The organism is Roseovarius lutimaris, from assembly GCF_900115165.1.
Lineage (GTDB): Bacteria > Pseudomonadota > Alphaproteobacteria > Rhodobacterales > Rhodobacteraceae > Roseovarius > Roseovarius lutimaris.
This window is the reverse complement of sequence record NZ_FOVP01000011.1, coordinates 78,678-98,642: the sequence shown is the minus strand read 5'-3', so window position 1 is coordinate 98,642 and position 19,965 is coordinate 78,678. Positions and strand designations below refer to the sequence as shown.

Here is a 19,965-nt window from a genome sequence, read left to right as displayed (position 1 = left end):
AACGATCAACCACATCATATTGGGCGCGAGCGCGAGTTATCCACATGATATTGCGCAAATCCCGGCAACACCCCGCCGAAAAGCATGACGCGGAAAGACGGCAAGCGGTCGGAATCAACCTTGACGCATCTCGCGCCGGGCTTCATACCAGTTGGGCAAGGTTCCCCGCTGAAGGTGCAAAGCGCCGGGGGATGAATTGGGAATGAAGTGATGGTGGACCCATACAGGGCACCTAGTCTTCAGCCGCCCCCGCGACTGTAAGCGGTGAGCCCCTGCCATATGCCACTGGGTCGCAAGGCCCGGGAAGGCGGCAGTAAGGCGACGACCCGCGAGCCAGGAGACCAGCCCTGCGTTTGTCAATCCCGCCTCGGGTGAGAGGTGTAAAGGAGATACCGCTATGACTGCACTGGTTCAAACCGCCGCCAAATCCACCGTTCTGCCCTTCGTGGCCGCCATGGTCCTCGGGCTCGGCATTGTCACGATCGCAGGCCATGTCCAGGCCTCTGCCCTGCATGACGCGGCGCATGATGTGCGCCACGCGACCGGCTTTCCCTGCCACTAAGCCATGTTTTCCAAAATTGTGACCAGCGCGTTGTTCGCTGGCTTCTGCACAGGGCTGATAGCCGCCCTGTTGCAGATTGTGTTCATTCAGCCGGTGCTTTTGCATGCCGAGCTTTATGAGGCGGGCACGCTTGTGCATTTCGGCGGCGGCGCGGTAAGTGCCAGCCCCGAATTGCCGGGGTTCGATGCGATGCGCGACGGGCTGAGCCTGTTGTTCTCTGCGCTGATTTATGTGGGCTATGGCCTTGTCCTTGTCGCCTGCATGGGGCTTGCGGCAGAGCGCGGGGCGACAATCACGGCGCGCAGCGGGCTGATCTGGGGCGTGGCGGGTTTTGTAGCCCTGCATTTCGCGCCCGCGATATCGCTTCCGCCAGAAGTGCCCGGCGGCGCCTATACCGATATCACCGCCCGTCAGATCTGGTGGTGGGGCACAGTGATTGCCACGGCACTGGCGCTTGCGCTGATCGCCTTTGGCCGCGCGCCGGTGCTGATCGCGGCGGCGGTCGCCCTGTTGCTGGCGCCGCATGTGATCGGCGCCCCGCATCCCGAGAGCTTTGCAGGCCCAGTCCCGCCGGAACTGGCGACCCTCTTTGCCACCCGCGCGCTTGGCGTCGGCCTTGCGGCATGGGCGCTTTTGGGCACGCTGGCGGGGTATTTCTGGGCCCGCGAAAGCACCGAGGCCTGATACACCAAGTCCCCGGCGGGCAATCGCCGGGGGTCTCAAAAAAGGAGAGCCGCCATGCCAAAACCCTTTGCCTTTCTGCTGATCGGGCTGTTTTTCGGCGTCGGTTTCGGCTTTCTTCTGGCCGCCACCACCGGGGCCGAGCTTGCCGGACATGACCACGCGGCCCCCGGCGCGGTGCATGATCACGCCGCCCATGATCACAGCGCCACCGGGCCGGATCATGGCAAGCTGACCGATGTAACCGGCCCTGCGCCACAGATCAGCCTGGCCCTGCATCCCGACGGCCCGCAAAGCCGCAACCTGCATATCGAGATCACCAATTTCACCTTTGCCCCAGAGGCGGTGAACGGCCCGCATGTGCCCGGCCAGGGCCATGCGCATATCTACCTCAATGGCGTAAAGATCGCGCGCACCTATGGGCCGTGGTTTCAACTTGATGCGCTGCCCTCGGGCCGTCACGATATCCGCGTGACCCTGAATGCCAATGACCATAGCCAACTTGCCGATCACGGCACCCCGATCGAGGCCACTGCCGAACTGGTAATCGAATGACGCCTCAGGCCGGCACACGCCCGACAAGGCAATGGCGCAATTGCCCGGCGGCGCGCGCATCCTCGATCCAGCCATCGGCCGAACCCGCATACAGCGCCGCAAAGGCCAATGTGTCGGCCAGATCGCGGACCGGGTCGATATCGCCGAAAAGATATGTCGCCTTGCCCGGCGCCGAGAACGCCACACTCAAAGGGCGAGAGCAGTTTGACATGCACTCGTGGTCCTGCACCTCGAAGGCCATGGCGCGTTCGGCCATCGCCACGCGCAAACCCGCAGCAAAGCTTTTGCCATCCGTGCCATCACATGTAGAACAAACCACAATCCGGTGCATCATCGCCGATCCCCTTTGGTTGGGGATTAGGCCGGTTGACCGCCCCAACGCAAGTCTTTCAAGGAGCTTTTGACCATGTCCGCAAAAATCCCCGCCACCGTCGTGACCGGCTTTCTGGGTGCCGGCAAGACCACGCTGATCCGCCATATGCTGGAAAATGCAGGCGGTCGGCGCATCGCCCTTATCATCAACGAATTCGGCGATCTCGGGGTTGATGGCGATATTCTCAAGGGCTGTGGCATCGAGGGCTGTGCCGAGGATGACGTGATGGAACTGAGCAATGGCTGTATTTGCTGCACCGTCGCCGAGGATTTCATCCCGACCCTGCAAAAGCTGCTGGATCGCGAAAATGCGCCCGATCATATCGTGATCGAAACCTCGGGTCTGGCGCTTCCGCAACCGCTTGTGCGGGCCTTCAACTGGCCGGAAATCTCGACCCGTGTCACCGTTGATGGCGTGGTGACCGTGGTCGATGGCAAGGCCGTCAGCGAGGGCCGCTTTGCGCATGACGTGGCCGCCGTCGATGCACAGCGCAAGCTGGACGAAAACCTTGACCATGAAACGCCGCTGTCCGAGTTGTTCGAGGATCAGATGGCCTGTGCCGATATGATCGTGGTCAACAAATCCGACCTGCTGGATGCGGATGAAATGACCGCCCTCGTGTCCCGTCTGCGCGGCGAAAGCCGCGACGGCGTACAGGTGGTCAGTTCGACCATGGGTGCCTTGCCGATTGATGTGCTGTTGGGCCAGGGCATCGGTTCGGAGGGCGATATGGAAAGCCGCCACGAGCTTCACCATCATCATCACGATCACGATCGCGGGGATGACCACGATGACGACGATCATGACCACCACCATGATCATGACCACGAGGCCTTTGAAAGCTTTGTCGTCACCCGCCCCGAAATCACCGATGCCGCCGGTTTTGCGGCTCAGGTGGCCGATGTGATCCGCGCCCATGATATTCTGCGTCTCAAGGGGTTCGCCGCCGTCACCGGCAAGCCGATGCGCCTTTCGCTTCAGGCGGTCGGGCCGCGCGTCGACACCTATTTCGATCAGCCCTTCGGTAGCCGGGCGCGTGAAACCCGGCTTGTGGTGATCGGGCAGGCCGGGCTTGACCGTGCGGCGATCGAAACCGCGCTAAGCGCATGATCATCGTTGCGCCGACCAGCCCGAAAGCCCCCGAGGCAAGCGCGCTCTTGCGCGCCAGCCATGGGTTGATGCAATCGCTTTTCCCGCCCGAGGATAACTTTTTCCTCGATATCGACGCGCTTTGCGCCGACGACATCCGATTCTTTGCCGCACGGATTGACGGCAAGATTGTCGGCACCGGCGCGCTCGCCCTCAGCGAGGGCTACGGCGAGGTGAAATCCATGTTCGTGGATGAAGCCGCGCGCGGCAAGGGCGTGGCCGACGCGATCCTGCGCCAGATCGAAGACGAGGCGCGCGCAGAGGGCTTGCCGGTCTTGCGGCTTGAAACCGGCAACGTCCTGCACGCCGCGCACAGGCTTTATGCGCGCCACGGCTATGTGATGCGCGGCCCGTTTGGCGCCTATCCCGAGGCGCCTTCGTCAATCTTCATGGAAAAGACCCTATGAACCTAGTCGGATTTGTTCTTCTCGGCCTGCTCTTTAAGCTTGGCGATCAACTCTTCCTTGGTCTGGCGATTGCCAAAGGGGTTTTTCGGACCACCGGGCGCGTTATGTTCTTTGTGGCGGGGGGTTCTGTTGCCTTTTTTCGCGGCGCCAAGCGCTTTGTTCTTTTCCATGATCTTGCCCTTTCGGCCAGAGGCTACACCAGTCGCAGCCGTTGCACTGCTATTGCCGCAATCTGCCCCCTCATTCAAGCTGGAACCGCCTGATGCACCTTCTTGCCGCCACCCCCGGAGCCATTGATGACGGCAAGGAGCCGGTCGATCTGGGCCAGAGCCCGGCCGATGTCGTGTTCATCTCGGCCGCCGATACCGAGCTTGCGGCGCTGAGCGCCGCGCGCGCGGAGATGACCGGCGCGCCGAGTTTGCGGCTGGCCAATCTTACCCATCTGCAACACCCGATGTCAGTCGATCTGCATCTGGACAACTGTGCCACAAAATCACGGCTGGTGATCGCGCGGGTGCTGGGCGGCACCGGCTATTGGAAGTATGGCGCCGAACAGTTTGCCGCGCGCTGTCACGAGGCGGGCGTGCCGCTGGCGCTTTTGCCCGGCGACGACAAACCCGACGCCGATCTGCGCGATCTCTCGACGGTGGCTGACGAGGATTATGATGCCCTCTGGGCCTATCTGGTTGAGGGCGGCCCAGAAAATTCGGCGAATTTTCTGGGGTATGCCAGGGCGATGATCGAGCACTGCGAGAAACCCGCCGCTGCAAGCCCGCTCTTGCGCGCGGGGGTCTATTGGCCCGGCTCGGGTGTCGCTGGCCTTGACGCGGCGCGCGCCAGCTGGGGCGAAGACCAACCTGTCGTGCCGCTCATCTTTTACCGCGCCCTGGTGCAGGGGGCGGGGCTTAACCCGATCAACCGGCTGGTCAAATCGCTGTTGCGGGCGGGTCTCAATCCGCTACCGATTTTCGTGGCCTCCCTGAAAGATCCGGTCTCGACCGCCACGCTTGAGTATCTTTTCACCGAGGCCCCGCCGTCCGTGATCCTCAATTGCACCTCCTTCGCTGTCGGCTCGCCGCATGCGGGCGATGACAGCCCGGTGAACCCGCTCGCCATGCCCGCCGCCAATGCTGCGCCGGTGTTTCAGGTGGTACTTGCCGGGTCGAGCGAAGAGGCCTGGGCCGAGGGGTTAAGTGGTCTGTCGGGGCGCGATATCGCCATGAACGTCGCCCTGCCCGAGGTTGACGGTCGTGTCCTGAGCCGCGCCATAAGCTTCAAGGGCGAGGCGTTCTTTGACGAGGCCACCGAATGCCCCATCGCCACCTATCGCGCGCAAGGCGACCGGGTGGAATTCGTGGCCGAGCTCGCGCGCAACTGGGCGCGCCTGCGTCAAACGCCTGCGCCCGAGCGCCGGGTCGCGCTTATCCTTGCCAATTATCCCAACAAGGACGGGCGGCTTGCCAATGGCGTGGGCCTTGATACGCCTGCCGCAACGGTACATGCGCTCTCCCTTTTGGCCGAGGCCGGGTATCGGGTCACCGATGCCCCGGCGGACAGCGATGCCCTGATGCAGGCGGTGATGGCGGGGCCGACCAACTGGTTGACCGACCGGGCCGTGCGGCAAGGCGGTGTGACCCTGTCGATGGCCGAATATCAGATAGATTATGGTCAATTGCCTTGGAAGTTGCGCGAAGCGATTGATGCACGTTGGGGCAGGCCCGCGGCCGATCCGTTCTATACCCCCGGCGAGCTGGACTGCGGGCATTTCAGCCTCTCGGTGCTGGAATTCGGCAATGTCGTCGTCGGCCTGCAACCGGCGCGCGGCTATAATATTGACCCGACAGATACCTACCATTCGCCCGATCTGGTGCCGCCGCACAACTATCTGGCGTTCTATTTCTGGCTGCGCCATCAGTTTCGCGCCAATGCCATCGTGCATATGGGCAAACACGGCAATCTTGAATGGCTGCCGGGCAAGGCGGTGGCCCTTGGTCAAGAGTGCTGGCCCGAGGCGGTGCTTGGGCCGATGCCGCATGTCTATCCCTTCATTGTCAACGATCCCGGCGAGGGCACACAGGCCAAAAGGCGCGCGCAGGCGGTGATCATTGACCACCTGACCCCGCCTCTGACCCGCGCTGAGACCTATGGGCCATTGCGCGATCTTGAGGCGCTTGTCGATGAATACTACGAAGCCGCAGGCGTTGATCCGCGCCGGATTGCGCATCTGCGCCGCGAAATCCTGAGCCTGAGTTCGGCCACTGGTCTCGACAAGGATGTCGGGATGCAAGGGGCGGATGAGGATAGTGACCTGGCCAAGCTTGACGCCTATCTTTGCGAGCTGAAGGAGGCGCAAATTCGCGACGGGCTGCATATCTTTGGCCAATCGCCGACCGGGCGACAGGAACGCGATCTGTTGCAGGCGCTGCTCAGGGTGCCACGCGATCAGGCGGCGGGGGGCGACGCCTCGATCATGCGCGCATTGGCACAGGATCTTGACCTCGGGTTTGACCCGCTCGATTGCGACATGGCCGCGCCCTGGACCGGGGTAAAGCCACAGGTTCTGGCGGATGCCGCGCCCGGCGCATGGCGCAGCAATGGCGACACGGTCGAGCGGCTGGAAGAGCTGGCCTCGCAGCTTCTGGAGGGCGCGACGCCCGCGCTAGGGGCGGCAAGCCGCGCGGTTCTGGCGCATGCCGAGGCCCATGTCCGCCCCACCCTGCGCGCCTGTGGACCGATGGAAGGGGCGGGCCTTCTCACCGCCCTTTCAGGGCAGTTCGTCGCCCCGGCGCCATCCGGCGCGCCCACGCGGGGACGTCTGGATGTCCTTCCGACCGGGCGTAATTTCTTTTCTGTCGACAGTCGCGCCATCCCGACGCCAACCGCCTGGGCCCTGGGGTGGAAGTCGGCAAACCTGCTGATTGAAAAGCACCTTCAGACCCATGGCGACTGGCCGCGCAGCCTGCTTTTGACGGCCTGGGGCACGGCCAATATGCGCACTGGCGGCGATGATATCGCGCAGGCGCTTGCCCTGATGGGGGTGAAACCGAAGTGGGATGCCGCCAATCGGCGGGTCACCGGGTTTGAAGTTCTGCCCCAAGGGGTCTTGGGGCGCCCGCGTGTCGATGTCACCCTGCGGATTTCCGGCTTTTTCCGCGACGCCTTTCCGCAGCTTATCGCGCTTGTGGATTCGGCCGCGCGCGCGGTCATGGTGCTCGACGAACCCGATGACCTCAATCCGGCGGCGGCGCGGGCGCGCGTCGAGGGCCCGCAGGCGCGGGTTTACGGTGCAAAACCGGGGGCCTATGGTGCCGGCCTTCAGGCGATGATCGACGAACGGCTCTGGTCCGACAAATCCGACCTGGCCGAAGCCTATCTGGAATGGGGCAGCTATGCCTATGGCAGCGCCGACGAGGGCCGCCGGGATCGAGAGGGGTTTGAAACCCGCCTGCGCCAGACCGAAGCCATCGTGCAAAATCAGGACAACCGCGAACACGACATCCTTGATAGCGACGATTATTACCAGTTCGAAGGCGGCGCGGCAGCGGCAGTCAGCACCCTGCAAGGGCAGGACCGCCCGATCTATCACAATGATCATTCGCGCCCCGAACGCCCGGTGATCCGCACCCTAGAGGATGAAATCGGCCGCGTCGTTCGAAGCCGGGTGGTCAACCCGAAATGGATCGAGGGCGTCAAGCGCCACGGATACAAAGGGGCCTTCGAGATGGCGGCGACGGTGGATTACCTCTTTGCCTTTGCCGCCACCACCGGCGCGGTGCGCGGCCATCATTTCGATCTGGTCGAGGCGGCCTTTCTGGAAGATGATGACACCCGCGCGTTCATCGCTGAGCACAACGCCCCTGCCCTGCACGAAATGGCTGAACGGCTGGCCGAGGCGATTGACCGCGGGCTTTGGGCGCCACGCTCAAACTCGGCACGCGCGCGGATCGAGGCGGCACGCCGGGGTGCTCCCCCGCCCTGACAGGCGGTGTCGCGGCGCTTAGGGCAATGGCTCAAACCCGCGAGGTCTGGGGCGCACCGACGTCACACCGGAGACCCGGATAGAACTGGTCGAAAACCACGCGACTTTTGCCGCGCTTGGCTTTCATATAGCGGACAAAACCGCCCATCCCGGATATGATCGCGCGACCAGCATCACCATGACCCGCCCCCTTGGCGGGACGGGGTGGGTGGGTGGGCGTCCCGCCAAGGGGGCGGATCGAGAGGAGCCGACAACATGACACCGATCAAAGGCCACTGTCTCTGCAAATCGGTCACGTTCGAATTGCTGGGTCCACACAACTGGGCCGGTCATTGCTATTGCGACAGTTGCCGCCGGGGCGCGGGGGCCGCCGTTGTCACATTTGTCGGGCACCCCAACGGGCAATGGAGCTGGATTGGCGCGGCCCCCACCTGCTTTGAATCTTCCCCCGGCAACCGGCGGTATTTCTGTGCGACCTGCGGCAGTTCACTCGCCTATGCCAGCGACCGCTTTCCCGATGAAATGCATTTTCATGCCGCCTTGCTAGACCACCCCGACGCGATCACCCCGTCAGGGCATTATCACACGGACGAACACCTGCCCTGGCGGCTTGACCCGCCTTAAAGGCGCGGCAGACAGATCAGATCGGCATAGCCGCCATGGATATGCTCAAGCTCGCAGTCATAGGCGAGCGTCGGCGGCAAAGGCGGCACGCCCGCCCCGCAGTCGAGCCGCGCCAGCATCACCGCCTGATCGCCCCAAAGCCGTACCATCTTGCAGCCGCTGACCTTTTGCATCGCCATCGCCCCGCGTGGCGCAACCGCCTCGAACCGGGGCGCCCATTCGGGGTTGAGCCGGATCGCCTGGGCATAAGTCCCATCCACCCGCACATCAAAGGTGCTTTTGCCGATGCTCACACGCACCGGATCAACGCCGCGGAATTCATGACCGGGCGTGTTGCAGGCCGCCAGAAGCGGCAGAAATATCCCGCAGAGCAATCGCATAGACCAAGACTGCGGTCACAATGGTTAACAGGGCCTTAGCCTGTCCTTGAAAGATCGGCGCTTTTCATCCCCACCCCGCGCGCCCTATGCTGTGACGCAACACCCCGGACAGGAAAGCCCGCTCATGGTTCTCAACCTCGCCCTCCTCCTTGCCTTTCAGCTTGTCGGCGAGGTGGTGTCGCGCGCATTGTCGCTGCCGGTGCCTGGCCCGGTGATCGGCATGGCGCTGTTACTGGCGGGCTTCATGAGCCTGCCAAAACTTGCCAAGCGCATGCTTGACACCACCAAGGGCCTGCTGGCGCATTTGTCGCTGTTGTTCGTGCCCGCCGGGGTCGGCGTGATCAGCCATGTCGAGGCCCTGGGCCAGAGTGGCGCCGCGATGATGGCCGCGCTTGTGCTGAGTACCGCACTGGCGCTTGCGGCGGGCGCGCTTACCTTTGTCGGCCTGGCCCGGCTCACCGGGTCGCGCGAGGACCGCACATGACAACGCTGCCCGATATCTGGTCTTACCTCAGCGAAGAGCCACTGTTGTGGCTCACCGCCACGCTGGTCGCCTATGTCATCGGCGATGCGGCCTTTCGCGCCAGCCATGGCAACCCACTGGTCAATCCGGTGCTGGTGGCGATGGTGATTTTGGCGGGCATCCTCTGGACCACAAGCACCCCCTATCAGACCTATTTCGAGGGCGCGCAATTCGTGCATTTCCTGCTTGGCCCGGCCACCGTGGCGCTTGCCGGCCCGCTTTACAGCAACCTTCACCATGTGCGCCGCGCGCTTGTGCCGATGCTGGGCGCGCTTGTGGTGGGCTCGGTCACGGCCATCGCCTCGGCGCTCTGGATCGCGCAGGCGCTTGGGGTCGAGGGCGCAGAGCTGGCCTCGCTTGCGCCGAAATCCACCACCGCACCGGTGGCGATTGGTATCTCCGAGCAAATTGGCGGCCTGCCCACGCTGACCGCCGCCCTGGTGATCCTGACCGGGATTCTCGGCGCGGTGATCGTGACGCCGCTGATGAACGCGCTGCGCATTCGCGACTGGCGCGCGCGCGGCTTTGCGGTGGGGGTAAGCGCGCATGGCATCGGCACCGCGCGGGCCTTTCAGGTCAATGAAACCGCAGGCGCCTTTGCCGGCATCGGCATGGGTTTGAATGCCTTGCTAACCGCCCTGATTGCGCCTTATGTGTTGTCCCTATTCCTCTAACATCCAAGGAGCCGAGCCATGACCGCCGACAGTGACCGCCACGCGATGAAGATGGCCAAGAAAAAGGCCGCCCGCGACAAGATCATGGCCACCAAGACCGACGAAAAGGGTCTGATCATCGTGCATACCGGCAAGGGCAAGGGCAAGAGCTCGGCCGCCTTCGGGATGATTTTCCGCTGTATCGCGCATGGCATGCAATGCGCCGTAGTTCAGTTCATCAAGGGCGGCATGAGCACCGGCGAGCGCGACATGATCCTCGACAAGTTTCAGGACATCTGCGCGTTTCACACCATGGGCGAAGGCTTTACCTGGGAAACCCAGGACCGCGACCGTGATATCGAGATGGCCAAGGCCGCCTGGGAAAAGGCCAAGGAGCTGATCCGCGACGAGGCCAACAAGATGGTGCTTCTGGACGAGATCAACATCGCCCTGCGCTATGACTACCTTGATATCAACGAGGTGGTCGAATTCCTGGTCGAGGAAAAGCCGCATATGACCCATGTCGTCTTGACCGGGCGCAACGCCAAGGACGAACTGATCGAGATCGCCGATCTTGTCACCGAAATGGAGCTGATCAAGCATCCCTTCCGCTCGGGGGTCAAGGCGCAGATCGGGGTGGAGTTTTAACGCATGCCGAAAACCCGCGTTTTGACTGAATTTGGCATGGGGACCTCTCTGCGCCGTCAGGATTATACTCAGGCTGCCAAGCGGGCCGTTCAGGATGCTCTGTGGCATAATTCGATCAACATGGCAGAGCTGTTCGGCTTTCCCAAAGAGGCGATGATCGTCGATGTCGAGATCGCTGTGCAACAGCCCGATCAGGTGGATATCAGCACCCTGAGCGAGGTGTTTCCCTATGGTCAGATCACCGTCACGGTGGGCCATGGCGGGCTTGATATTGCGCGCCCCACAGGCAAGCCGACGGTGATTGCCAATGCCGCAATTTCGGTCTCGTTCGATATGGAGAAGGCACATGGATGATCAACGATTCATCATCGAGATGGGCATGGGCAATGACCTGCACGGGATGGATTACCAAAAGGCCGCCACCCGCGCGATCGAGGATGCGATCCGCCACTCGACCTTGCCGATTTTTCTTAACACCGAGATTGCGCATACCGAAATGCGCGTGGCCGTGACCGTGGGCGTGCAAGAGCCCGACAAGCTTGACACAGAGGCCCTGACCAAGGGCCTGCCGCGTGGCCGCGCCCAAGTGCGCGCGGTCAGTGGCGGGCAGAATGTCACCGACCCCTGCAGCGGTGAAACCCTTGTCATTGCCACGGCGGCGGTCGAGGCGTTTTTGCCAGGGCAAGCGGGCAAGTGGCAGATGAGTGAACCACAAGATTAAAGGACAGGCTTGCCGTAACGGCGGCGCGGTCATATGATCTGACCAATTGATCAAGGTCGCGCATATGCCATTTCAGAAAGTCACACCGGAAAAGCTTTCGACCGCTGTCACCCGGCAAATCGAAAAACTTATCCTGCAAGGCATCCTGCGGCCCGGCGAGCGCCTGCCGGCCGAACGTGATTTGGCCGAGAAACTTGGCGTGTCGCGCCCCTCGCTGCGCGAGGCGGTGGCAGAGTTGCAGGACAAGGGCCTTTTGACCACCCGCGCCGGGGCCGGCATTTATGTGGCAGACGTGCTTGGCAGTGCGTTTTCAGAGGCGCTGATCCGGCTTTTTGCCAATCACGACGAGGCGGTTTTTGACTTTATCGCCTTTCGTCGCGACCTTGAGGGGATTGCCGCCTGTCGTGCGGCGCGGTTTGCCTCTGACACCGATCTTCAGGTGATCCAGACAGTGATGGACAAGATGGAAGCCGCCCATAAAAAGACCAATCCGGCGGATGAGGCCCGCCTTGACGCGGAATTTCACATGGCGATTATCGAGGCCAGCCATAACGTCGTGATGCTGCATATGATGCGCTCGATGTTCCAGCTGTTGCGCGAGGGCGTGTTTTATAACCGCCAGGTGATGTTCAAGCAGCGCACCACACGCGGCGCGCTTCTGGATCAGCACCGCGCCATCAACAGCGCCATTCAGGCGCGGGACCCGGATGCCGCGCATGAGGCGGTCAATGCGCATCTCAACTATGTCGAAAAGGCGCTAGCCGATCAGCAAAAGGCAGATCGCAACGAAAGCATTGCGCGCCAACGTTTTGAGCACGAACAAATGCGCTAATTCGGCGAACGGCTCTTCCCGCCCTTGCGTGCGGGCCTCGCGCGGCTGACCGCAAGGTCGGACAAGCCCCCCCTACGCCCCTGCCCGATTAAAAAACCGTCATGTAGCGGGTCTTCGATCTGATTTTACCGTAAATTTAAATTTTACCAATTGATAAAATTTTAAATCGTGGAATACTGAGGTCAGCCATCCAATCTATGGAGACCGCCATGAGTGACACAGCGTTGACCTCCGGCATCCTTGCCGGTCGGCTTGATCCCGCAGAGCTTGCCGATAATTTCACCGACCTGCATCCCGTGCTTGAAGACCACGAGGCGCTTGTGGCTGCGGACCGTTGTTATTTCTGTCACGATGCGCCCTGTATCACCGCCTGTCCCACCGATATCGACATCCCGCTTTTCATCCGCCAGATCGCCACCGGCACGCCCGAGGCCGCCGCGCAGACGATTCTGGATCAGAACATCCTTGGCGGCATGTGCGCCCGCGTCTGCCCGACCGAAACGCTCTGTGAACAGGCCTGTGTGCGCGAGACGGCCGAGGGCAAACCGGTGCTGATCGGACGCCTGCAACGCTATGCCACGGACACGCTGATGGCCGCCGGCACACATCCATTCACGCGCGCCGCGCCCACCGGAAAATCGGTTGCGGTTGTGGGGGCTGGCCCTGCCGGTCTTGCCTGTGCCCACCGTCTGGCGATGCACGGCCATGACGTGGTGCTTTATGACGGGCGCGCCAAGGCCGGTGGCCTGAACGAATTTGGCATTGCCGCCTATAAAACCATCGAAGATTTTGCCGCCCGCGAGGTCGAATGGCTTTTGCAGATTGGCGGAATCACCTTGCAGACTGGCAAACGGCTGGGCCGCGACCTGTCACTTGGTGATCTGCGCGATGCACATGATGCCGTGTTTCTTGGCATCGGTCTTGGTGGGGTGAATGCCCTTGGGCTTGAGGGCGAAGACAAACAGGGGCTGCGCGATGCGGTTGATTTCATCGCCGATCTGCGCCAGGCAGATGATCTTGCCGCCCTGCCCATCGGGCGCGACGTGGTGGTGATCGGCGGCGGCATGACGGCCGTTGATGCCGCCGTGCAGGCCCGGCTTTTGGGTGCGCTCAACGTCACGCTTGTCTACCGCCGGGGTCGCGAGCGGATGAACGCCAGCCGCTTTGAACAGGATCTCGCCGCCTCGAAGGGCGTGCGGATCATCACCAATGCCAGCCCGATTGCGGTGCATGGCAACGGCGCGGTCCGCGAGGTTGAATTTGAATATACCGATGACGCGCTGACCGCCACCGGCCAGACCTTTCGCCTTGCCGCCGATCAGGTGTTCAAGGCCATCGGTCAATCGCTTGACTGTGGCGACCTGCCCGATCTCGACGGGCGCAAGATCGCCGTGACCGGCGCGGGCCGCACGTCGATGAAACACGTCTGGGCCGGGGGCGATTGTGCGGTCGGCGGCGACGATCTGACCGTTACGGCGGTGGCCGAGGGCCGCGATGCCGCGATGGATATTCACGCAACACTGACGGCGGAGGGCTAAACCATGGCTGATCTGACAAGCACTTTTATCGGCATCAAATCCCCCAATCCGTTCTGGCTTGCCTCTGCGCCGCCGACGGACAAGGAATACAACGTCCGCCGCGCATTCGAGGCGGGATGGGGCGGGGTTGTCTGGAAAACACTGGGCGAGGCCGGGCCGCCGGTGGTCAACGTCAATGGCCCGCGCTATGGCGCGATCTGGGGCGCGGATCGGCGGTTGCTGGGGCTCAACAATATCGAGCTGATCACCGACCGGCCGCTTGAGGTGAACCTTGAAGAGATGAAGCGGGTCAAGCGCGACTGGCCCGACCGCGCGCTTATTGCCTCGCTGATGGTGCCGGTGAATGAGGACGCGTGGAAAGACATCCTGCACCGGGTCGAAGATACCGGCTGCGACGGAGTCGAGCTTAACTTTGGCTGCCCGCACGGGATGAGCGAACGCGGCATGGGAAGCGCCGTGGGTCAGGTGCCTGAATATGTCGGGCAAGTGGCGCATTGGTGCAAGAAACACAGCGACCTGCCGGTGATCGTCAAGCTGACGCCGAACATCACCGATATCCGCAAACCGGCACAGGCCGCCAAAGAGGGCGGCGCCGATGCGGTATCCCTGATCAACACCATCAACTCGATCACCTCGGTCGATCTCGATCTGTTTTCGCCCGAGCCCACGATTGATGGCCAGGGCGCGCATGGCGGCTATTGCGGGCCGGCGGTGAAACCGATCGCGTTGAATATGGTGGCCGAAATTGCCCGCGACCCGGCAACGGCGGGCCTGCCGATCAGTGGTATCGGCGGGGTGACCACCTGGCGCGACGCGGCCGAATTCATGGCGCTTGGCGCGGGCAATGTGCAGGTCTGCACGGCGGCCATGACCTATGGCTTCAAGGTGGTGCAGGAAATGATCTCGGGCCTGTCGCAATATATGGACGAAAAAGGATTCGCTTCGGTCGATCAACTGGTCGGGCGGGCCGTGCCGAATGTGGTGAACTGGCAGGATCTGAACCTCAATTACGTGGCCAAGGCCAAGATCAATCAGGCCGATTGCATCAAATGCGGGCGTTGTTATGCCGCCTGCGAGGACACCTCGCATCAGGCCATCGCCATGTCAGAGGATCGCGTATTCACCGTCAAGGATGACGAATGCGTCGCCTGCAATCTTTGCGTCAATGTCTGCCCGGTCGAGGGCTGCATCACGATGGAGCAGATGCCAGCGGGCGAAATTGATCCGCGCACCGGCAAGGTGGTGCAAGCGGAGTATGCCAACTGGACAACCCACCCCAACAACCCGGGAAAATGCGCTGCTGAATGATCCGGGCGTAAACCTCGTTGGATTCGCTTTACGGCTTGAGCCGGGACTGGTGGCGCGCCGCGTCGTCCTGGCGCCCTTCGGCCTGGAGTAAAGACACCGTCTTTTTACGAATGGCGGGTGACACGGGCCTGATTTCAAGAGTTCTCAGATAAGCCTCAAGCGCGCGTTCGTTATCGTTCTTGGCTTGTGCCAGATTGGCAATCAGAGCCCAGGCCTGCCATTGGTTCGGACGTTGATCCACAACGCTCTCGGCATAGTGCAGCGCCTCGTCAAGCTTACCCTCAGCGGCCAGAAACTTGGCCAGGGTCAGGCGGAAAAAGACCAGATCGGGCATCTCTTTGGCGGCTTTTTTCAGAATTTCAATGGCCTGCGCCTTTTCCCCGGTTGCATAAAGCGACACGGCAACCGCATTGATTACCTTTGGGTTGTCCGGCGCCCGCTTGAGGGTGGCCGCGGCGATCTGTCTGGCCTTGGCATAGTTCCTGTTGGTAATGTAGGCCTCGATCAAGGTCAGCCATGGCTCGAAATGCGGTGTCTGTGTCTGGCCCAACAGCTTTTCCAGATCCCTCACCGCGAAATCCATTTTGTTTTTCGAATAGTCGAGGATCGCCATGAGTTGCAGCATCGACGCCTCGGCCTTTGGCACACCCGAATTGGGATTCTGAAGAAAGACGCGCTCGACCACCGGATCGACACTTTCGATCTCGCGCATGCGCTCTACCTCAGGCTCGATGTGGCGCACGATCCGGTGGTCGGTCATCCAGACTTCGACAACATCTTCGGTGCGCCGTTCGGGCATATGGCAGGTCGTGCAATCATCGGTCGCTGCGATCTGCGGGTGCGTGGCCTCGGTTTCTTCGATCGCGGGCAGGCCATCGTCGTCAAGCTCATGACAGCTCAGGCACGCCTTGCGGTAATGTGCGGCGCGCTGTTCGGGTTTGATTTTTACATGCGGATCATGACAGCTCAGACAGCCCAGTTCACCCTTGCTTTGGATAAAACAGGTGCTTTGCTCAAGCCTGTAGGGGTGATGGTTGATCTCAAAGCGTTCTTCTCTGGATTGCTCAGCTTCCTTGATGTCAAGCTGCATGATGAAGTCCCGCAAGTCCTCGCCCGGGCGGAACGAGTAATGGTCGCGCCCCAGGCGAAGTTGCGCATTGACCGCCACATTGGATTGCATATGGCAGCCATAGCAAATGCTGTAGAGCCGCTCACGCGGCAGCTTGCCCGGGTTCACGATCGCAGAGCGCAGGTCTTCCATCTCGCCTTCGCCGCTATAGGCGCGATACACATGCTCCGAGCCGGGCCCGTGGCAGCGTTGGCATCCGATACCTTCCGGCAGGTCTTGCGGATAGAGGCCAATATGCCCCTTCATGCCCGACCTTTCACTCAATTCCCCGAACGCATTGTGACAGCCAATGCATCGTTGGTGAATGTCGCGCAACACGCCATCATGATTTGCACTCTCATAGCCAGGTGCCATCGCCCATTTGCCGGTTTGCGTGTACCAACCGAGGGGCAGTTGAAACAATGCTCCGTCCGCAGTCTGGTACAGGTAAACCCGCACATGATTGCCCGAGCCCATGATCCAGTCGACCTTGACGCTAAACTCGTCGATCTTGGTGCCATCGGCGGTTTTGCCATAGCGTTGAAACCACATTTCATCGCCGCGCCATTCCATGGTGTAATGACGTTGACTGGGTTCGTGATAATAGGGCATCGCATCGAGATCTTCGATGATCTTGTCTTTGGCAGGCCGGTACATACTGCGGGCCATGCCCATCTCGGCAAAACTTTCGGCCTTGTCTGCATGGCATTCAGCGCACACCCTGTCAGGCACGTATCCAGCCGCCGCGCCTGACGACACCTGAATCCCTTCGCCTTTCAGGAACTCTATCACGACCTCCGAGGTCGGATTGGCCCAGCCTGCATGCCCAAAAACAGAAAACAGGCCAACAAACCCCCAGAACATTATGTGCAACTTGCTCATTGCGACCTCCCGATTGCCGGTTCGCTGGCTTGCGTTTACGCAAGTCGGACCAAGCATAATATAAAGCACCCTGCGCCCGCATTAACGCGGATTCTTTGTCGCTTTGGATGCGAGATTTTAATTGCTTTACTTTGCTGACAGCGAAGCAAACCCAGTCAAATCATGACCCTGACACCAATGTAAACAGAACGCAGAAACCTTTCTGTACAGCTGTGGTTTTTTGGGCCTATTGCCATTCTGGACTGAATGAACCGAAGGAAGGCACAACCTCAGACCATCAACAGCTTGCGATAGAGCGTATCAAGATACGCATCCGCACCTTCGTGTATCGACTGGCCCCGCATCAGCACCTGCACCTGCGCATCAAAATCCGCGTAATGCTGTGTTGTGGCCCAGATCGAGAATATCAGGTGCCGCGCATCCATTTGCGCCAGCTGGCCTGCTGCCATCCAACGTTCGAACAGGGCTGCGGTTTCATCCACCAGCGGTTTCAGTCCCGACTCCAGATGCGGCCCGATGCGCGGCGCGCCCTGAAGGATCTCGTTGGCAAACAGGCGGCTTTCGCGAGGGAACTCTCGGCTCATCTCAAGCTTTCGATGCACATAGCGCAGGATTTCTTCCAGCGGGTCGCCCTCGGGGTCAATTTCGCGCATGGGCGCCAGCCAGGTATCCATCAGCCCGTTCAAAAGCCTGATGTGTATGTCTTCCTTGCCGGTGAAATAATAGAGGATATTGGGCTTGCTCAACCCCGCCTCAGCCGCGATCTGATCCAGCGTCGCCCCGCGATAGCCATATGTCGAAAACACCTCCAGCGCGGCATCGAGAATAAGCTTGCGATTGCGCTTTTGAATGCGGCTTGGTTTTCGGATCGCGCGGGGCTCGTTCATCGGGTTCTCCGGCAAGGTCCTGTTCAACATGGGCTATTTCACGCGGCGGGGGAAGGCTGTGCGCCGATCCCCTTTAGGATAATGCGCTTGACCGCCCCCTTTGCCGCCACCCATTGCGCGTCGGACAGGGGTTGCCCGCCGTTCAGGGTCTCGATCTGATGGCCGAAATCGGCGTAATGCTGGGTCGTGGCCCAGAGCATGTACAAAAGATGGCGCGGGTCGATCTCGTCCATCTTGCCCTCGGCGATCCAGCGGCGGATCACCGACATGCGCCCCTCCGTCCACTCGACGAGGGTTGTTTCAAGATAGTCCTGAATAACCGGCGCACGGTGCATCACCTCGGAGGCCCAAACCTTTGAGCCCGCCGGATGTCGGCGACTGATTTCCATCTTGGCGTCGATATAGGCACCGATTCCCTCAACCGGGCCGGGCGCGTCATCAAAGATATCCGCCGCCTTGAGCCAGTCCTGAAAAATTGCTTGAACCACCTGCCGATAGAGCGATTCCTTGGTTGGGAAATAATAGTGCAGATTGGCCTTGGGCAGCCCTGCCATATCGGCAATCAACTGCATCGTGGCCCCGCCAAACCCTGCCTCGGCAAAGACTTTTTCCGCTGCATCAAGAATAAGCCTTTCATTCTCGCGGCGGATATCCTTGCGGCTGAGCGGGCGGGAAGAGGCGGTCATCGCACATCGCTTTCAGAAAAATCTTGACCAGTTGGTCAACCTATGATGCTCTTTTCTTGACCATACGGTCAGAAAAAGCCCGATTGCAAGAGGCCGCTCATCGGCCGCATGCCCCGACACTCAGGAGATTTCAAATGGCAGCCCCCGGCGAGAACCTCAAGATCAACGCAGACCGCCTTTGGGACAGCCTGATGGAAATGGCCAAGATCGGCCCCGGTGTGGCGGGCGGCAACAACCGCCAGACGCTGACCGACGAAGACGCCGAAGGGCGCCGGTTGTTCCAATCCTGGTGCGAGGACGCAGGCCTTGCCATGGGGCTCGATACGATGGGCAACATGTTTGCCCGCCGCGAGGGAACCGACCCTGACGCCCTGCCGGTCTATGTCGGCTCTCACCTTGATACCCAACCCACCGGCGGCAAATATGATGGCGTTCTGGGGGTGCTCGGCGGCCTTGAGATCATCCGCACGATGAATGACCTTGGCATCAAGACCAAACACCCCATCGTTGTCACCAACTGGACCAACGAAGAAGGCACGCGCTTTGCCCCGGCGATGCTGTCCTCGGGGGTATTTGCCGGGGTCCACGCCCAGGAGTGGGCCGAGGACCGCACCGATGCCGATGGCACCCGCTTTGGCGATGAGCTTGACCGGATCGGCTGGCGCGGGGATGAGCCGGTCGGCGAGCGCAAGATGCATGCGCTGTTTGAGCTGCATATCGAACAGGGCCCCATTCTGGAGGCCGAAGGCAAGGATATCGGCGTTGTCACCCATGGTCAGGGGCTAAGCTGGACCCAGGTCACGATCGAGGGCAAGGATTCACACACTGGATCGACCCCGATGCCGATGCGCAAAAACGCAGGGCTCGGCATGGCGCGGGTGCTGGAACTGGTCGAGCAGATTGCCCTGTCCCACGCCCCCGATGCGGTGGGCGCGGCGGGACATATCGACATCTACCCCAATTCGCGCAACGTGATCCCCGGCAAGGCGGTGTTCACCGTCGATTTCCGCTCGCCCGACAAGGCGGTGATCGAGGATATGGAAAACAAGCTGCGTATGGGGGCCTCGGATATCTGCGGCCAGATGGGGCTAAGCATCGCCTTTGAAAAGACCGGCGGGTTCGATCCGGTGGCCTTTGACGAGGGCTGTGTTGGGGCCGTGCGCAATGCCGCCGAACGGCTGGGCTATTCGCACCGCGATCTGATTTCGGGCGCGGGGCATGATGCCTGCTGGATCAACCGCGTCGCCCCCACGGCGATGGTGATGTGCCCCTGTGTGGACGGTCTATCGCATAACGAGGCCGAGGAGATTTCGAAGGAATGGGCCGCGGCGGGGACGGATGTTTTGATGCATGCGGTGATCGAAACAGCGGAGATTGTGGAGTAATCGGGGGCGCTGCCCCCGTCGCGCAAGCGCGACTCCCCCGGGATATTTCCAGCCAGAAGAAATGCAGACGCAAGAAATGAAAAC

General features: G+C 61.3%; 22 protein-coding genes and 1 riboswitch. Of the genes, 16 read left to right on the top strand and 6 right to left on the bottom strand.

The annotated features are described in order from the left end of the window. The first annotated feature begins 141 nt into the window (after nt 1-141). Nucleotides 142-364: riboswitch (cobalamin riboswitch) on the top strand. 33 nt (nt 365-397) lie between these two features. The 3 genes from BMZ91_RS11110 to BMZ91_RS11100 are packed head-to-tail and all read left to right on the top strand — an operon-like array spanning nt 398 to nt 1,798. Next, nucleotides 398-562 carry a CbtB domain-containing protein gene (locus tag BMZ91_RS11110; protein WP_073198549.1) on the top strand — a complete coding sequence of 55 codons (165 nt, stop codon included), beginning with the start codon at nt 398-400 and terminating at the stop codon, nt 560-562. 3 nt (nt 563-565) lie between these two features. Continuing rightward, nucleotides 566-1,246, top strand: coding sequence for a CbtA family protein (locus tag BMZ91_RS11105; RefSeq protein ID WP_092838539.1), 681 nt, complete (start codon nt 566-568; stop codon nt 1,244-1,246). A gap of 54 nt (nt 1,247-1,300) precedes the next feature. Continuing rightward, entirely contained in the window at nt 1,301-1,798 is a 498-nt protein-coding gene (locus BMZ91_RS11100; protein ID WP_092838536.1) for a hypothetical protein, read from the top strand. A 4-nt stretch (nt 1,799-1,802) separates the two neighbouring features. Here the strand turns inward: BMZ91_RS11100 and BMZ91_RS11095 are convergent, their stop codons facing one another. Then, nucleotides 1,803-2,132, bottom strand: a complete 330-nt coding sequence (locus tag BMZ91_RS11095) for a DUF1636 family protein (RefSeq protein ID WP_092838718.1) — start codon at nt 2,130-2,132, stop codon at nt 1,803-1,805. A 72-nt stretch (nt 2,133-2,204) separates the two neighbouring features. Here BMZ91_RS11095 and cobW point away from each other — a divergent pair, with 72 nt between their 5' ends. Both cobW and BMZ91_RS11085 read left to right on the top strand, forming a co-directional pair. Next, nucleotides 2,205-3,281: a cobalamin biosynthesis protein CobW gene (cobW, locus tag BMZ91_RS11090; RefSeq protein ID WP_092838534.1), complete on the top strand. Its 1,077-nt coding sequence runs from the start codon at nt 2,205-2,207 to the stop codon at nt 3,279-3,281. Beyond that, a complete protein-coding gene (locus tag BMZ91_RS11085) occupies nt 3,278-3,727 on the top strand; it encodes a GNAT family N-acetyltransferase (protein ID WP_092838531.1) in 450 nt (149 codons plus the stop codon). Before cobW ends, BMZ91_RS11085 begins: the two co-directional genes overlap by 4 nt. Before the next feature lie 2 nt (nt 3,728-3,729). Here BMZ91_RS11085 and BMZ91_RS21445 read toward each other — a convergent pair whose 3' ends face one another. Further along, a complete protein-coding gene (locus BMZ91_RS21445) occupies nt 3,730-3,897 on the bottom strand; it encodes a hypothetical protein (protein ID WP_092838528.1) in 168 nt (55 codons plus the stop codon). 92 nt (nt 3,898-3,989) lie between these two features. Between BMZ91_RS21445 and cobN the strand changes: the two genes are divergently transcribed. Together cobN and BMZ91_RS11065 are read left to right on the top strand one after the other, a co-directional pair. After that, nucleotides 3,990-7,706, top strand: a complete 3,717-nt coding sequence (gene cobN / locus BMZ91_RS11075) for a cobaltochelatase subunit CobN (RefSeq protein ID WP_092838525.1) — start codon at nt 3,990-3,992, stop codon at nt 7,704-7,706. A gap of 255 nt (nt 7,707-7,961) precedes the next feature. Continuing rightward, the gene (locus BMZ91_RS11065) at nt 7,962-8,330 is read left to right on the top strand and encodes a GFA family protein (RefSeq protein ID WP_092838522.1); all 369 of its coding nucleotides are present in this window, start codon (nt 7,962-7,964) and stop codon (nt 8,328-8,330) included. Here BMZ91_RS11065 and BMZ91_RS11060 read toward each other — a convergent pair. Next, entirely contained in the window at nt 8,327-8,710 is a 384-nt protein-coding gene (locus BMZ91_RS11060) for a hypothetical protein (RefSeq protein ID WP_092838519.1), read from the bottom strand. The genes BMZ91_RS11065 and BMZ91_RS11060 overlap by 4 nt on opposite strands. A gap of 124 nt (nt 8,711-8,834) precedes the next feature. Between BMZ91_RS11060 and BMZ91_RS11055 the strand changes: the two genes are divergently transcribed. The 8 genes from BMZ91_RS11055 to preA all read left to right on the top strand — a co-directional run bounded on the left by BMZ91_RS11055 (nt 8,835) and on the right by preA (nt 14,933). Next, nucleotides 8,835-9,194 (top strand): CidA/LrgA family protein, encoded by a 360-nt coding sequence (locus BMZ91_RS11055; protein ID WP_092838517.1) that lies wholly within the window; start codon nt 8,835-8,837, stop codon nt 9,192-9,194. Further along, complete coding sequence (locus BMZ91_RS11050; protein ID WP_092838514.1) at nt 9,191-9,907, top strand: LrgB family protein; 717 nt, start codon at nt 9,191-9,193, stop codon at nt 9,905-9,907. The genes BMZ91_RS11055 and BMZ91_RS11050 overlap by 4 nt, the downstream gene beginning before the upstream one ends. Nucleotides 9,908-9,925: 18 nt before the next feature. Next, complete coding sequence (gene cobO, locus BMZ91_RS11045; RefSeq protein WP_092838511.1) at nt 9,926-10,534, top strand: cob(I)yrinic acid a,c-diamide adenosyltransferase; 609 nt, start codon at nt 9,926-9,928, stop codon at nt 10,532-10,534. Nucleotides 10,535-10,537: 3 nt separating this feature from the next. After that, on the top strand, nt 10,538-10,888 hold the full coding sequence (locus BMZ91_RS11040) for a Lin0512 family protein (protein WP_092838508.1): 351 nt from the start codon (nt 10,538-10,540) through the stop codon (nt 10,886-10,888). After that, on the top strand, nt 10,881-11,255 hold the full coding sequence (locus BMZ91_RS11035; RefSeq protein WP_092838505.1) for a Lin0512 family protein: 375 nt from the start codon (nt 10,881-10,883) through the stop codon (nt 11,253-11,255). The genes BMZ91_RS11040 and BMZ91_RS11035 overlap by 8 nt, the downstream gene beginning before the upstream one ends. Before the next feature lie 64 nt (nt 11,256-11,319). Continuing rightward, complete coding sequence (locus BMZ91_RS11030; RefSeq protein WP_092838715.1) at nt 11,320-12,087, top strand: FCD domain-containing protein; 768 nt, start codon at nt 11,320-11,322, stop codon at nt 12,085-12,087. Between the two features lie 209 nt (nt 12,088-12,296). Then, nucleotides 12,297-13,625: an NAD(P)-dependent oxidoreductase gene (locus tag BMZ91_RS11025; protein ID WP_092838712.1), complete on the top strand. Its 1,329-nt coding sequence runs from the start codon at nt 12,297-12,299 to the stop codon at nt 13,623-13,625. A gap of 3 nt (nt 13,626-13,628) precedes the next feature. After that, nucleotides 13,629-14,933, top strand: coding sequence for an NAD-dependent dihydropyrimidine dehydrogenase subunit PreA (gene preA / locus BMZ91_RS11020; RefSeq protein ID WP_092838502.1), 1,305 nt, complete (start codon nt 13,629-13,631; stop codon nt 14,931-14,933). A gap of 28 nt (nt 14,934-14,961) precedes the next feature. Here the strand turns inward: preA and BMZ91_RS11015 are convergent, their stop codons facing one another. The 3 genes from BMZ91_RS11015 to BMZ91_RS11005 all read right to left on the bottom strand — a co-directional run bounded on the left by BMZ91_RS11015 (nt 14,962) and on the right by BMZ91_RS11005 (nt 18,496). Next, nucleotides 14,962-16,923 (bottom strand): tetratricopeptide repeat protein, encoded by a 1,962-nt coding sequence (locus BMZ91_RS11015; protein WP_177193847.1) that lies wholly within the window; start codon nt 16,921-16,923, stop codon nt 14,962-14,964. 269 nt (nt 16,924-17,192) lie between these two features. Next, entirely contained in the window at nt 17,193-17,810 is a 618-nt protein-coding gene (locus BMZ91_RS11010) for a TetR family transcriptional regulator C-terminal domain-containing protein (protein WP_092838495.1), read from the bottom strand. Between the two features lie 38 nt (nt 17,811-17,848). After that, on the bottom strand, nt 17,849-18,496 hold the full coding sequence (locus BMZ91_RS11005; RefSeq protein WP_092838492.1) for a TetR/AcrR family transcriptional regulator: 648 nt from the start codon (nt 18,494-18,496) through the stop codon (nt 17,849-17,851). A 134-nt stretch (nt 18,497-18,630) separates the two neighbouring features. On the opposite strand from BMZ91_RS11005, the gene BMZ91_RS11000 reads away from it, so the two are divergent. Beyond that, entirely contained in the window at nt 18,631-19,881 is a 1,251-nt protein-coding gene (locus BMZ91_RS11000) for a Zn-dependent hydrolase (RefSeq protein ID WP_092838489.1), read from the top strand. The last annotated feature ends 84 nt before the right edge of the window (nt 19,882-19,965 follow it).

Excerpts from the sequence above, each read along its gene's own strand:
- BMZ91_RS11060 (WP_092838519.1), bottom strand. The coding sequence starts at position 8,710 with ATGCGATTGCTCTGCGGGATATTTCTGCCGCTTCTGGCGGCCTGCAAC.
- BMZ91_RS11065 (WP_092838522.1), top strand. The coding sequence starts at position 7,962 with ATGACACCGATCAAAGGCCACTGTCTCTGCAAATCGGTCACGTTCGAA.
- BMZ91_RS11110 (WP_073198549.1), top strand. The coding sequence starts at position 398 with ATGACTGCACTGGTTCAAACCGCCGCCAAATCCACCGTTCTGCCCTTC.
- BMZ91_RS11015 (WP_177193847.1), bottom strand. The coding sequence starts at position 16,923 with ATGAGCAAGTTGCACATAATGTTCTGGGGGTTTGTTGGCCTGTTTTCT.
- BMZ91_RS11055 (WP_092838517.1), top strand. The coding sequence starts at position 8,835 with ATGGTTCTCAACCTCGCCCTCCTCCTTGCCTTTCAGCTTGTCGGCGAG.
- BMZ91_RS11005 (WP_092838492.1), bottom strand. The coding sequence starts at position 18,496 with ATGACCGCCTCTTCCCGCCCGCTCAGCCGCAAGGATATCCGCCGCGAG.
- BMZ91_RS21445 (WP_092838528.1), bottom strand. The coding sequence starts at position 3,897 with ATGGAAAAGAACAAAGCGCTTGGCGCCGCGAAAAAAGGCAACAGAACC.
- cobO (WP_092838511.1), top strand. The coding sequence starts at position 9,926 with ATGACCGCCGACAGTGACCGCCACGCGATGAAGATGGCCAAGAAAAAG.
- BMZ91_RS11085 (WP_092838531.1), top strand. The coding sequence starts at position 3,278 with ATGATCATCGTTGCGCCGACCAGCCCGAAAGCCCCCGAGGCAAGCGCG.
- BMZ91_RS11050 (WP_092838514.1), top strand. The coding sequence starts at position 9,191 with ATGACAACGCTGCCCGATATCTGGTCTTACCTCAGCGAAGAGCCACTG.
- preA (WP_092838502.1), top strand. The coding sequence starts at position 13,629 with ATGGCTGATCTGACAAGCACTTTTATCGGCATCAAATCCCCCAATCCG.
- BMZ91_RS11035 (WP_092838505.1), top strand. The coding sequence starts at position 10,881 with ATGGATGATCAACGATTCATCATCGAGATGGGCATGGGCAATGACCTG.
- BMZ91_RS11105 (WP_092838539.1), top strand. The coding sequence starts at position 566 with ATGTTTTCCAAAATTGTGACCAGCGCGTTGTTCGCTGGCTTCTGCACA.
- BMZ91_RS11025 (WP_092838712.1), top strand. The coding sequence starts at position 12,297 with ATGAGTGACACAGCGTTGACCTCCGGCATCCTTGCCGGTCGGCTTGAT.
- cobN (WP_092838525.1), top strand. The coding sequence starts at position 3,990 with ATGCACCTTCTTGCCGCCACCCCCGGAGCCATTGATGACGGCAAGGAG.
- BMZ91_RS11010 (WP_092838495.1), bottom strand. The coding sequence starts at position 17,810 with ATGAACGAGCCCCGCGCGATCCGAAAACCAAGCCGCATTCAAAAGCGC.
- cobW (WP_092838534.1), top strand. The coding sequence starts at position 2,205 with ATGTCCGCAAAAATCCCCGCCACCGTCGTGACCGGCTTTCTGGGTGCC.
- BMZ91_RS11030 (WP_092838715.1), top strand. The coding sequence starts at position 11,320 with ATGCCATTTCAGAAAGTCACACCGGAAAAGCTTTCGACCGCTGTCACC.
- BMZ91_RS11040 (WP_092838508.1), top strand. The coding sequence starts at position 10,538 with ATGCCGAAAACCCGCGTTTTGACTGAATTTGGCATGGGGACCTCTCTG.
- BMZ91_RS11000 (WP_092838489.1), top strand. The coding sequence starts at position 18,631 with ATGGCAGCCCCCGGCGAGAACCTCAAGATCAACGCAGACCGCCTTTGG.
- BMZ91_RS11100 (WP_092838536.1), top strand. The coding sequence starts at position 1,301 with ATGCCAAAACCCTTTGCCTTTCTGCTGATCGGGCTGTTTTTCGGCGTC.
- BMZ91_RS11095 (WP_092838718.1), bottom strand. The coding sequence starts at position 2,132 with ATGATGCACCGGATTGTGGTTTGTTCTACATGTGATGGCACGGATGGC.